Raw genomic sequence first — 12,831 nt, forward strand, 5'->3', positions numbered from 1 at the left:
ATGCAACCGCTCACGCTAAAAAACAAACTGGCGTACGGCGCCGGCGATTTCGGCAATGCACTCACATTTAATTTAATGACCAGTTATCTGGTGATGTATTACACCGACGTTGCAAAAATATCTGCCGTTATCATTGGAGTGCTGTTCTTTGTCGCCAGTATGTGGGACGCCATTTTTGATCCCTACCTTGGTGCATATATAGATAACAGCAAAGGCACGGAGGCGGGCAAGTACCGTCCGTTCATTCTCCGCTATACCATTCCCCTAGCACTGGTTTCCATTATTGTCTTTATGGTGCCGAGCGCGCTTTCACCGGTACAGAAAATAGGTTGGGCGTTTGTCACATTTATCGGATGGCGTACCATTTATTCGCTGGTGAATATTCCTTATGGCTCACTGTCTACAGTAATGACAAAAGACCCGGCCGCCCGTGCTGAACTCGCCGTGTCACGAGGTTTGGGAAGTAACCTTGCGGGTGCTCTAGATGGCATAGCGATTCCGTTTTTATTGGCGACTTTTGCCAAGAAAATCAGTATCGCGTTCTTGGTGGCATCAATCCTGGTAGGCGTCATTGTGGTGATTTGTCATTTCATCACCTACCGGTATACCAAGGAAAATTATCGGAATGATCCGACAGAACGCTATAAAGTCAAGTTCTCTGATTTCGTACTGCTGTTTACAAAAAATCCGTCATTTGCCGCGATTGCCCTGGCCAGTTTTTTCGAAATAATTTCATACGCAATCGGAAACAACTTAAGACTTTATTATTTCCGGGACAGCCTGCATGCCATACAAATTCTGAGCATTGTATCTACCGTGGCTTTGCCCTTGCTATTTATCCAGGCGCCCATTATTTCTTATCTTGTAAAAAGATCTTCGCCAGAAGCCCTGTTTAAATATACGACCGTGATTTCATTCTTGCCTTTTGTCTTGATCCTGCTGGTGCCTGAAAGCGTGTGGGTCGTGGGCGGGCTATTTGGTTTGGCGACCATCTTCCGCAATTTCCCCGGGCTTATGTTATGGGGCCTTGTTTCTGACACTGCGGACTATCAGGAAATGAAAACAGGCAAACCATCGGCCGGGCTGACTTACGGCGTATTCATGTTCGTCCGCAAAATCGGCCAAGGCGTTGGCGGGCTGGTCAGCGGAGTTGGCTTGGCGGTGGTTGGTTACGATGCCAATCTGGCCCATCAAACAATCAGCACACTGACCGGGATTAAATTCCTGACATTTGGTTGCTTTATTGCCAGTGGCGTTATTACTTTCATCTGCATGCAATTTGTATGGAAAATCAATAATGCGACCCGCGAACAATTCAAATTGCTTGGCCGGGCTGACTGAAAGTCAATTCAATTGATTCATGAAGCACGTACATGGCTTGATTGACTTTTTGACACCAAATCGGTGCTCACGGTGCCGATTTGTGTTGGGTAAATCAATGAAAAAGCCCAAGGCAGTGACTTGTGGCTTCAAGAACGGCGCAGTTACACCTTTCCACTTTTCACGGTGTATTGATGTAGCAGCTCGTGTTACTGACGCGGCATTGAGGGAGTCGCCGCTGTTGGTGTTCGTATAGAGAAGTCGTGGGAGCGACCACTCTATACGAAGTCCCATACGCACAGGTTTTAAACCCCGCAAAGAGAGACCAAAAAATGGCATTAAAGTTCCGCATTACCCATTTCGCTGCCGCAACCATGCTGGCTTCCGGTGCCATGGCGATCGCAGCCGATCCGACACCAACTCCGCTGCAAGCAGCGGTGGGCAGCGTCACTTCCAACGGTTACTTCCGCGCAGGCTTTGGTGAAGCTGGCAAAGGTGGCACCGCAGAATGTTTCGGGGTTGGCTACGCCAAGTTCCGTCTCGGTAACGAATGCGATGCCTACGGCGAAATTGGCCTGGACATCCCGGTGTTCAATCAATCCAATGGTGCGGTGTGGACCGCCCACACCATGCTCGAAGCTGACGCGCCGTACTCAGACTGGGGTGACAACAAGGTTAACTTCTCGCAAAACTATATTGGTGTTTCCAAATGGGGCGACGGCGTACTGAAAAATGCGACACTATGGGCTGGTCGCCGCTACTATGATCGTCCGGACCTGCATATGCTTGATTACAAGTACCTGCAAGGCGATGGAGATGGTGCGGGTATCGAGAATATCGCACTGGGCAATGACGGCGCGATGTTCAGCTACGCCATCTTGCGTCCGATAGATACCAAGAATACCAATCGGACCTGGCTGGAAAACCTGTTCAAGGTTAGCAACGTCAAGGCGGGGTCTGGTGCATTTACCTTCAATGCCGGGCTGACAGGCTCGTGGCACTCGGACAACACGACCAGTTATTCGACTGGTACCGATCCGCTAACCGGTCTACCTGTCACCACAGCGACCACTACGCCCACTCAGAATACCAGCAATGGCTGGTATCTATCCGGCCTGTTTGATCACCCAGTTGGTGACATGGGGTCTAACCGTATCGGCCTGCAGTACGGCCAAGGCGCGAACGCAAATGGACACTTCAGCAGGATCAACCAAAGTGCAGTATCCGGCGATTCCACCCTGCAAATCTTTGACAACATCACTCTGGAACCGAAGAACAGCCAATGGACCATGCTGGGTCACGCAATCTACCGCGACGACAGTTACTCCGACGCAACTGGCGGCAAACGCACATGGTGGGCAATCGGTGCTCGTCCTCAATACCACTTCAATGACATCTTCGGTTTCGCAACTGAACTTGGCTATGAATCGTACAAGCAGGACAACCTAAATATTGGTAACGAGAACATCACCAAGCTGACACTTGCTCTAACCGCAGCTGCTGGCAAGGGTGCTTATTCCCGTCCAGAACTGCGCTTGTTTTACACCTATGCCAAGTGGAATGATGCAGCGATGCGCGATGGTCAAAATCCAATGAACGCGAAAAACACTGGCACCAGTCAAACGACCCAAAGCGTTTACGCGCTGTCTACATCGGGTAGCTCATTTGGTGTTCAAGCTGAAGCGTGGTGGTAAGAACCAACCTCCATTGATGTGGTGGCGGGCCACATCAAGGTATAAGGTGATATCTCAACTTTGATCTCCCTCCGCCTAGCCGAACGGCTAGACGGAGGGAGATCAAATCCACCTCAAATACAGCGACCCACTGCTGGACCTGGCATTGACCGCCCCTGCGGCCAAACCGGCAAGCACTGTCACGTTGCAACTACCGGCTGGAGAATCACGGCCACTGCGCTGCTCGGGCTGGACTGTCACTGAAGACCGGCAAGAACAGACCCAGCGCCGGATTGTGCTGAGTGTCTGATTGGCCTGACACCTGCCCTGTCGCAGTGATTCGGTCGCTGCGACAGGGCAGTTTTGATTTGGTCGGGCCGTTGCACCACAAAAATCCGCACTGAGCATTTTGTTGCCTCCCATCCTCCCCGCTGCCCCGGTATACTAGTCCGTTGAAATGAACAGCAACGGCTGGCCCGCACGGTTGCCAGCATGACTACTCTGGTCTTTGCGCTCACCCGCCGGATCAAACCCTGCTCAATACCGTCGTCAGCCACGCTTCGTCAGCCACATCTGTTCGTACGCTCTGAGCGACAAGAATTTGTCATCCAACATCGAGGAAACCCAATAAATGGCATCGCTCAACAAAGTGTTGCTGATCGGCAACCTGGGCCGTGATCCTGAAACCCGCTACCTGCCTTCGGGCGGTGCCGTGTGCAATTTCAGCATCGCCACCACCGATCGCTACAAAGACAAGCAAGGTCAGCAGCAAGAAAAGACGGAATGGCACAACATCACCATGTACAACCGCCTGGCTGAGATCGCCGGTCAGTACCTGAAAAAAGGTAGCGCGGTTTACATTGAAGGCCGTCTGCAGACCCGTAAATGGCAAGACAAACAAACCGGCGCGGATCGCTACACCACTGAAATCATCGCTGACCAGATGCAGATGCTGGCTGGCCGCGGTGGTGCGGGTGGCGGTGCGGAACAAGGCGGCGGCGGTTACGACGAGTTCAACCAGGAATACAGCGCGCAACAATCCGCGCCAGCCCCGGCTCCGGCACCACGTCCGCAGCAAGCTGCAGCACCGGCGGCAAAGCCTGCTCCAGCCCGTAGCTTTGATGACTTTGAGGACGACATTCCTTTCTAATGGGCATCTTTAGAGGAATGTAACTAAAAGGCCTGCAACCCCAGTGGTGGCAGGCTTTTTTTATGTCTTCTCTTTTCTGAACGCCCAGCATCCGGTCCAGTCACGGCTTCGTTGCTGATCCCGCTTTGCGCATGACCTCAGTGCCGGGGATATGCTCTGTGCCCCACTTCACCAGCGCCAGCAGCACGCTACCCAAGGCCCTTCCCTTCTCGCTCAGCGAGTAAGCGTACCGCACGGGACGCTCTTGATAAGCGGTACTCACAACGATGCCTGCCTCTTCCAGACGGTTGAGTCGATCAGCCAGCAGATTGGTCGATATCTTCTCCGGCGAGTCCAGCAGTTCGCTAAAGGTTTGCTTGCCATAAAGCAGATCGCGCACCACCAGCAGTGACCATTTGTCACCTATCAGGTCGAGCGTATTGGCCACAGCGCAGGGGGAGCGGCGGAAAGTCCGGGGTCCGTCGGTATTGGTCTTGTCTGGTAGGGGCATGGCTCGCCTCAGTCACTTGCATAGTGAAAGTCAGTATGCTACAAATCCAGTTACTTGCAAAATGCAAGTAACTTAATGGAGCTATCCATCATGTCGCAGATCGCCCTGTCCTCGCCCGAACAATCCTCACCGCCAGCTATAAAGCTTGGCGCAGCGGTTGTCCTTGCTGTCTGGTTTATTGCCATCGTCATGCTCGGTGCCGCAGGGCGCTTTGTCGGGCCGCCGGGTAGCCCGCCGGTGCAAATTGCGGCCGGATTTATGGGTCCCGTGGCGATATTTCTGCTGTTGTACTGGCGCTCGCTGGCGTTTCGCGAATGGATACTCACCGCTGATCTACGCACGATCATGGCCATGCAGGCCTGGCGCTTCGCCGGGTTTGGTTTCCTGGCGCTGTATGCGCACCACATCTTGCCGGGGCATTTCGCGCTGCCAGCCGGACTAGGCGACATTGCAATCGGGGTCACCGCGCCATTGATGCTGATCGCGCTACTCAAACGGCCTGACTTCGCGAGCAGCCGAACCTTCGTGTTCTGGAATCTGCTGGGAATACTCGATCTATTCGTGGCGGTGGGTTCGGGTGGTCTTGATGCGTTTCTGGCAACAGGCGCGGCCGGGGAAATTTCCACTACGCCGATGGCGCAACTGCCGTTGTTGCTGATTCCGGTCTATTTCGTGCCGATCTTTCTCATGCTGCATATCGCAGCTTTATTGCAGGCGCGAAACTGGCGCAAAACGCACTGAGCAGTGTCGTGGGCCTCTGCGAATAACGCATCACCACTGGCCGATAACAGTTTGGTCACCGGCCAGTGGTGGGCAGATCAGTCCAGCATTGCCTGATGACCTGCCCCGCTGGAAGCCACGCAGCGATAAACCACAGCGCTTTCGCCTGCCGCATTGCGATATTGCTGTGCCAGCGCCTGTTCGACCGGAGCCACCAGCGCATGGGGCAGCAAGGCCACTACGCAGCCGCCGAAGCCGCCGCCCGTCATGCGCACGCCACCGGCATCGCCCACTACGTTTTTGACGATGTCCACCAACTGGTCGATCAGTGGCACGGTAATTTCAAAGTCGTCGCGCATGGAGTCATGAGATTGCGCCATCAAACGCGCCAGCGTGGGCATGTCATTCGCGGCCAGCGCTACCACGGCCTGTTCGACGCGGGCGTTTTCAGTGACGATATGCCGGGCCCGCCGAAACAGTAGCGGGTCCAGTTGTTCGCGTTGTTCCAGCAACTGGGCCAGCGTAACGTCCCTCAACGCCTTGACGCCGAAGTGCGCGGCAGCCGCTTCGCATTGCTGGCGGCGTAGATTGTATTCGCCATCCACCAGGCCGCGCCGGATGCGCGAATTGATGATCATCACCGTCAAGTCGGTAGGCACGGACACTGGCGTCAGTTCCAGTGAGCGACAGTCAATCATCAGCGCATGCCCGGTCTGACCGCACGCCGAAATGAGTTGATCCATGATGCCGCACTGCACGCCGACAAACTGGTTTTCGGCACGCTGGGCGTTCAAGGCATTGGCTTGCGGCGTGAGCGCCAGTTGCCAGGCGCATTTGACTGCCTCGCCCACCGCCACGAGCAAAGAAGCCGATGAACTCAAGCCGGTACCTTGCGGGATATTGCCGCTGATAACCATATCCAGCCCGCCAAACTGGTGGCCAGCTTGCTGCAAATGCAACAAACCGCCGCGCACATAGGTGGACCAGAGTTTGTCTGGATGCGGAACGATGGGCTCATCCAGCGAAAATACATCCGCCTCATCCGCGTAGTCGGCGGCCACGACGCGCACCAGGCGGTCGCTGCGCGCGCTGACGGCAATGGCGGTAAAAAAATCGATCGCGCACGGCAGCACAAAGCCGTCGTTGTAATCGGTATGCTCGCCAATCAGGTTAACGCGCCCCGGTGCCTGCGCCAGCCATTGCGGGGCAACGCCAAACAGATTGGCAAAATGTGACGTAGCAAATTGTTGCGGGGTGGACATCAAACAGCTCCTGCACCTGGCAGATCGGGTGCACTCAAATAATGGATTTCGCTGGTTTGCTGCAAGCGCGCGGCCGCCTGCTCCGGCGTGATATCGCGTTGGGTTTCGGCCAGCATTTCGTAGCCGACCATAAACTTGCGCACCGAAGCCGAGCGCAGCAGCGGCGGATAGAAGTGCGCATGTAGTTGCCAGTGACGGCTGTCGTCCGCCGCAGTCGGGCCGGTCGGGCGGCCATGCCAGCCCATGGAATACGGAAAAGAACACTGGAACAGATTGTCGTAACGCGTGGTCAGCGCCTTCACCGCCACGGCCAGATCGGCTTTTTGCGCGGGACTGAGTTCATCCATATGGGTGACGTGAGCTTTGGGCAACAGCAGCGTTTCAAATGGCCACGCGGCCCAATATGGCACCAACGCCAGCCAGTGCTCAGTCTCAATCACCACCCGCTCGCCGCTGGCTTGCTCGCGCTGTGCGTAGTCCAGCAATAGTGGCCGACCATGCTCGGCAAAGTAAGCGCGTTGGTGCGTGTCTTCGGCGTCGATCTCGGTCGGCAAAAAGTCGCTGGCCCACAGCTGTCCGTGCGGATGCGGGTTGGAGCATCCCATCACCGCACCTTTGTTTTCGAACAACTGCACCCAGGTATAGCGTTTGCCCAATTCGGCCAGTTGTTCGCACCAGGTATCCACCACATGGCCCAGTTCAGTTAGCGACAACTGCGGCAAGGTCTTGCTGTGATCGGGCGAAAAGCAGATCACCCTCGCCTCGCCACGCGCACCTGTCGTCACAAACAGCGAATCATTGCCCTCGGTGGGCGCTGGAGAATCCGCCAGCAAGGCAGAAAAATCATTCTGGAACACCCATGTGTGGGCGTAATCCGGGTTGATCGCACCATTCACGCGAGTGTTACCTGCGCACAAGTAGCACGAAGGATCGTGGCTGATCTGCTCAGTCACGACCGGCGGGTCTTGCTGGCCTTGCCATGGCCGGTTGCCGCGATGGGGCGAGACCAACACCCAGCGCCCGACCAGCGGGTTAAAGCGCCGATGCGGGTGCTGGGTTGGATCAAAAGTAGCGGACGAAGTCATGGTCTGTTGTTCCACTCACTTACCGTTGAACCGCAGTCGCGGACTCACGCCACGCGCACAACTGGCCTTGCTGCAATTCATTGCTACCCAGCAACCATTCGGCGGACTGCGGAGTCGGCAATACGCATGGGGTATCGCTGTAATTGAAGGCAAAAGTGATCTCGCCACGGCGGCGCACGCGCACACCATCGGGCAAACGGGTGGTGACCAATCCGACCGATTGTGCGGCTTGTTCCAGCCACGCCAGATGCAATTTAGGCTCAAACCATGCTGCGGCATATTGCACATTGCCCTTGGCCAGCAAGGCCGGCCAGCCATCAGCAAACGCAGCCAGCGTTTGCACGTCGCCAGCTACTCGCACGTGGTCGCGCCAGTGAATCGCGGTACCAGCTTGTCCCGCCAGGGTGGTCTCTGGCGTCAATGAGGGGCGCAAGGATTCCACCTCAATTACTTGCATCGGCAACAGCGCTTGTAACGGACCGGGCGGCAAGGTAGCCGGAATAGAGAAATTGCGGGTACGCGCACCAGTTCTTGGCCCGAACAACCATAACGCCTGGCTGGTGGAGACTTTTTCTACCAGCGCCAGATCGACCACTGCGAGTGTGGGAACGACCACCAGAGCGTAGCCCGAGAAATCCGCATCGCGCGGCAGGATATCTACATCCAGCCCCAACTGGCGCAGCGTCTGGTAGTACTCGAACACCAGCATCTGGTAATCAAAGGTTTTGCCGTGACGCTGGATATCGGTAAACCACAAGGTTTCGTAATCGAATACCAAGGCTACGTGGCCCCGCTGGCTGGCCACGGTCGGAAATTGCCGCAATTCGGCCCCGACCTGAACCGCCTCTTCGCCACCCGGTGAATAACCATCCCCCGGCAAGTTCAGGCCAGAATGCAGGTGTTCCTGCGCAAACGGCGCCTGGCGCCAGCGGAACCACGACACCAGTTCTGCGCCGTGAGCGAATGCTTCCCACGCCCACAAACGCACCACGCCCGGCGCAGGCGTCGGATTCCACGGCGCCCAGTTCACCGGACCGGCTTGTTGTTCCATGACCCAGAAGCGGCCTTTGCCGACGCCGCGATACAGGTCGTGACTGAACGCCGAGATATCCGGGTGGCCAGTGCGGGCGTAGCGGACCTTGTCGGACTCCGGCAACGCCAGCACTTCAGTGCGCGCCAGCGGATAACTGTCCCACGCCGCGAGGTCCAGCCCGGCCTTGGCAAACTGGTAATGGTCAAACGCGCCAAAGAACCCCATGAAGTTATGGAACACGTCGCGACCCGGCGAGTGTTTGCGGATGATCTCGACCTGCAAACCGTGGAATGACGCCACTTCAGCCGACAGAAAACGACGGAAATCCAGCAGGTGCGCCGGGTTCGCGTCGGTTGGCGTGTTCACCGGAAAACTCACGGCGCTGAAGTCCGGGTATTCCATGCTCCAGAACACATTACCCCACGCAGTATTGAGGGCGTGGATATCGCCATACTGCGCTGCCAGCCACTGCTGGAAGGCCGTGCGGGTGGCCGGTGAATAGCTCGGCAAGGTGTCGTGGCAACCGAGTTCATTGTCGGTCTGCCATGCGACCACGGCTGGATGCTGGCCGTAGCGTTCGGCCATCACGCTCACAATGCGAGCGCATTCGCGGCGGTAATCCGGGCTGGACATATCATAATGGCGGCGCGAGCCAAACTGCCATGGTGTGCCGTCAGCGCGCAGCGGCATGACTTCCGGCCAGCGCGTAATCAGCCAGTATGGCGGCGCAGCGGTCGGTGTCCCCAACACCACTTTCAGCCCGGCTGCAGCCAGCGTTTCGATTGCCTGATCTAGCCAGTCCCAGTCATATTGACCTTGCTCCGGCTCCATGCGGCTCCACGCAAATTCAGCGATACGCACATGTGAAATGCCCAGCTCAACCATCCGTTGGGCATCTTGCGCCCATTTGGATTGAGGCCAGTGTTCGGGGTAATAGCAAACGCCTGCTTGCATGGTTGATCTCGCAAAAAACTGATATTTGAAAAAGGAATCCAGTCATCCGGCCCCGCTTGTTGCGGGTTGCTACCGGCCAACTGGTTTAAGCGCTTAAAATGGCGGTTTGAAGTTAAACTGGCGCGCAACCCTCACTCAGGCTGCTGGTTGCTCCCGATTGCCTGTCTCGCTGAAGAAATCTAAAACATGGTCACACTGGCTGAAGTCGCCCAACGGGCGGATGTCACCCCCGCTACGGTCTCCAACACCTTGCGTAATCCCGGCAAGGTGCATCCCAAAACGCTGGAACGGGTACTGGCAGCCATCAAGGAACTGGGCTACCGGCCCAATCTGAACGCGCGGGCGCTGGCCGAGGGCCGTAGCGCCACGCTGGCCCTGTTGGTATCGGACATCGCCAACCCGTTTTATCCGGAATACGTGCGCGAAGCCGAACGCGCTGCGCGCCGCGCCGGCCAGTTTTTGATGGTCTGCAACACCGACGACGATGCCGCGACCAGCCAGGCTTATCTGCACCAGATGGCGGGCACACTGGCGGCCGGTGTCATCATCATGAATACCGGGCTGAGCCTGGATGAACTGCAAACGGCAGCGGCGGGCACGCCTTTGATGCTCTCGCTGTGGGAATACCCCGAAGCCCCGCCGCCCGGTTTGTCTTGCGTGGCGGTCGACTTCGCCCACGCTGGTCGTTTGGCGGCAGAACATTTGCTGACCTTTGGTCATCGCGAATTCGGCGCCATTATCGGCACCGGTTGCGGCGGTCGGCAGAGCGCGCGTTATTCCGGCTTTGCCCGCCAACTGCATATGGCGGGGATCGACCATGCCGAAGACGCCTGCATTGAGGTGCGCGACACCATTGAAGGTGGCTTTGAGGCCGCCCGTACTTTGCTGGATCGCCACCCCGGTATCACCGCCTTTTTTGCCACCAATGACCTGATGGCGATTGGCGCCATGCAGGCTGCTACCGCGCAGGGCAAACGCGTGCCGGAAGATATCTCGGTGATCGGCATTACCAATATCAGGCTGGCGCAGCAAATGCGCCCGGCACTGACCTCGGTTGCCATCGATACCCCTGGCATCGCCGCGCAAAGTGTCGCCATGTTGCTGGCGCAGATTGCCCAACCGGCCACGCCGCCGCGCATGGAACGCGCCGCCGAGCCGTGGCTGGTGGTGCGCGATTCGACCGGGCCGGTCCGCCGCAGCGATTAGCATCACGACGCGTCCTCGCGGCTGAAGTCCAGATCATCGACGTTGCCCCAGTTGCCGGTCTGACCATCAATCTGAATGCCCACGGTACACTGGTCACCCGTTACCTTGATTCCGGTAACGGCAAACTGATGCCACTGCTGCCAGCCGTTGTTACTCATCGCCGCTGAGCGAGTCGGGCCGCCACAATCTTTGGCAAACAGGCTTAGGTTTTTTTCGCCGCCACCGCCAGCTGACCATGCCTTGAACACGTAGTTACCCGGCTGCAATTTGCTGAAGGTATGCGATACCGTCGCCGAAAACGGCTGGCCCAGCCAGTAATGCAAGGACTGCTGGCCGCTGTGGGCGTTGCCTGGGTTACGCTCGTTGCTCACCACGCCCTTGTCACCGGTGATGACCCAGCCATCCAGCGTGCCGTTTTCAAAGCCCGGATCAACAAACTGGTTACGGCGCGGCACCACGTTCACCAGCGCAATAATGGGCGGCTGGCCGCTCACGTCACCAGTCAGCTGGAATTGGCCTACTTGTGCCAGTTTGGCGGTCGGCACATCAGCCCAGTCGATGTAGACCGGGCGTTCCGCGTCGTCGCTGAACGGCAGGCGCAGGGTTGATGGTGGCACCCAGTTTTCACCCGCCCACGCGGTCAGCGGCAACGGATTGGGCGCGAGCAGTTTGGGCGCGTCATCGGCCCGGGCCGGTTCACGCACGCGCCGGAACACCGCCAGAGACGGCAAAGCGTGGCCGGAGAAATCGAACAGTGTCTGGTTATCCCAGCCGTTGCCCTCACCGGTACGCCAGCCCGCGCCCGCTACCGGCAGCCACGCCGGCTCCCAGTAAAACAGACCCAAGCCACGCTGCGCCGGCACCTTGTTTACCGCGTCGATCACATCGCGAATCAGGCTAGCCTGACCTTGCACGGTGGCTTTATAGCCGATGACCTTTTGCGATTCCGGCCCGAAGATATTGGCAAACTTGTCGCCGTTATCCAGCGTCCAGGCGTAAGAGACCTCCAGCACCGCTACCGGCTTGCGGTAGCGGAAGGCGATGTCATCCATATTGGTGCGCAGGTCTTCGATGCCACCATGCAGATAGGGGTAGTAGCTCAAGCCAATGATGTCGTAATCGACCTGATTGCGCGTGAACAGGTCGAACACGCGGCGGTACAGTTCGTTGCTGGTGCCGTTGGCCAGATGCACAGCAATGGGCGTGTGGCGATTGCCGTGTTGCTGATCGTTGGCGCGGATTGCAGCAATGCCTTGTTTCATCAACGCGACAAAACCATCGTCGCCGCCAATGAACGCGTCTTTGGCTTCGCGCCAGGTTTTGCCATCCGGCCACAACATGCCGCCATTCAACTCGTTGCCGACTTGCACCATATCGGGCGTGGCGTGGGCATCTTCCAGCGTCTGCATCACACTGGCGGTGTATTGATAAACGGCCTGTTGCAGCGCTGCGCCGTGCAAATCTTGCCAGGCCGCAGGTTTGGTTTGTTTCTCTGGATCAGCCCAGAAATCGCTGTAGTGAATATCCAGCAAAACTTTCAGGCCCAGCGCTTTGGCTCGTTGCGCCAGGCGCACGGTGGTGGCCAGATCGTTATTGCCGCCACCAACCGGATCACCCTTGTGCGATAACGTTTTGCCGTTGACCACTACATCTGCCGGATTGAGTGGCGTATGCCACAGGCGCAACCGAATCCAGTTCACCCCATCGTGCTTGAGGATCGCCAGCGCGTCTTGCGCCAGGCCGTCTTCGTTGTAGAACTTGCCACCGGCATGCTCGACTTGATCCAGCGTGGACACGTCCGCGCCCATGATAAAACCCGCCGGTAGATCGGGTACCTCTTGTACGGTAACGGCGGATTGAGGACGCGCGGCGATGGCCGCACTCATGGCAGCAAGTGCAACCATCGCCAGGATCACGCGTTTGTAGCGGTTCATCGCC

10 protein-coding genes are annotated in these 12,831 nt (G+C 57.3%); 5 read left to right on the top strand and 5 right to left on the bottom strand.

Translation table 11 applies throughout. The features are described 5' to 3' along the window. From N7220_RS06430 to ssb, 3 genes are all read left to right on the top strand, one after another. Positions 1-1,341, top strand: coding sequence for an MFS transporter (locus tag N7220_RS06430; RefSeq protein WP_283150634.1), 1,341 nt, complete (start codon positions 1-3; stop codon positions 1,339-1,341). A gap of 311 nt (positions 1,342-1,652) precedes the next feature. After that, positions 1,653-3,014 carry a carbohydrate porin gene (locus N7220_RS06435; RefSeq protein WP_283150635.1) on the top strand — a complete coding sequence of 454 codons (1,362 nt, stop codon included), beginning with the start codon at positions 1,653-1,655 and terminating at the stop codon, positions 3,012-3,014. A 610-nt stretch (positions 3,015-3,624) separates the two neighbouring features. Further along, positions 3,625-4,143 carry a single-stranded DNA-binding protein gene (ssb, locus tag N7220_RS06440; RefSeq protein WP_283150636.1) on the top strand — a complete coding sequence of 173 codons (519 nt, stop codon included), beginning with the start codon at positions 3,625-3,627 and terminating at the stop codon, positions 4,141-4,143. 100 nt (positions 4,144-4,243) lie between these two features. On the opposite strand, the gene N7220_RS06445 is transcribed toward ssb, so the two are convergent. Next, on the bottom strand, positions 4,244-4,633 hold the full coding sequence (locus tag N7220_RS06445) for a winged helix-turn-helix transcriptional regulator (protein ID WP_283150637.1): 390 nt from the start codon (positions 4,631-4,633) through the stop codon (positions 4,244-4,246). A gap of 90 nt (positions 4,634-4,723) precedes the next feature. On the opposite strand from N7220_RS06445, the gene N7220_RS06450 reads away from it, so the two are divergent. After that, on the top strand, positions 4,724-5,374 hold the full coding sequence (locus N7220_RS06450; RefSeq protein ID WP_283150638.1) for a hypothetical protein: 651 nt from the start codon (positions 4,724-4,726) through the stop codon (positions 5,372-5,374). Between the two features lie 77 nt (positions 5,375-5,451). On the opposite strand, the gene galK is transcribed toward N7220_RS06450, so the two are convergent. The 3 genes from galK to N7220_RS06465 are packed head-to-tail and all read right to left on the bottom strand — an operon-like array spanning position 5,452 to position 9,687. Beyond that, positions 5,452-6,615, bottom strand: a complete 1,164-nt coding sequence (gene galK, locus N7220_RS06455) for a galactokinase (protein ID WP_283150639.1) — start codon at positions 6,613-6,615, stop codon at positions 5,452-5,454. Beyond that, on the bottom strand, positions 6,615-7,700 hold the full coding sequence (locus N7220_RS06460; protein ID WP_283150640.1) for a UDP-glucose--hexose-1-phosphate uridylyltransferase: 1,086 nt from the start codon (positions 7,698-7,700) through the stop codon (positions 6,615-6,617). Before N7220_RS06460 ends, galK begins: the two co-directional genes overlap by 1 nt. 19 nt (positions 7,701-7,719) lie before the next feature. Further along, on the bottom strand, positions 7,720-9,687 hold the full coding sequence (locus N7220_RS06465) for a beta-galactosidase (protein WP_283150641.1): 1,968 nt from the start codon (positions 9,685-9,687) through the stop codon (positions 7,720-7,722). A 186-nt stretch (positions 9,688-9,873) separates the two neighbouring features. On the opposite strand from N7220_RS06465, the gene N7220_RS06470 reads away from it, so the two are divergent. Further along, a complete protein-coding gene (locus tag N7220_RS06470; RefSeq protein ID WP_283150642.1) occupies positions 9,874-10,893 on the top strand; it encodes a LacI family DNA-binding transcriptional regulator in 1,020 nt (339 codons plus the stop codon). A gap of 2 nt (positions 10,894-10,895) precedes the next feature. Here N7220_RS06470 and N7220_RS06475 read toward each other — a convergent pair whose 3' ends face one another. Further along, a complete protein-coding gene (locus N7220_RS06475; protein WP_283150643.1) occupies positions 10,896-12,827 on the bottom strand; it encodes a glycosyl hydrolase 53 family protein in 1,932 nt (643 codons plus the stop codon). Positions 12,828-12,831: the final 4 nt, after the last annotated feature.

Source organism: Silvimonas soli (assembly GCF_030035605.1).
GTDB classification, from domain to species: Bacteria; Pseudomonadota; Gammaproteobacteria; order Burkholderiales; family Chitinibacteraceae; genus Silvimonas; species Silvimonas soli.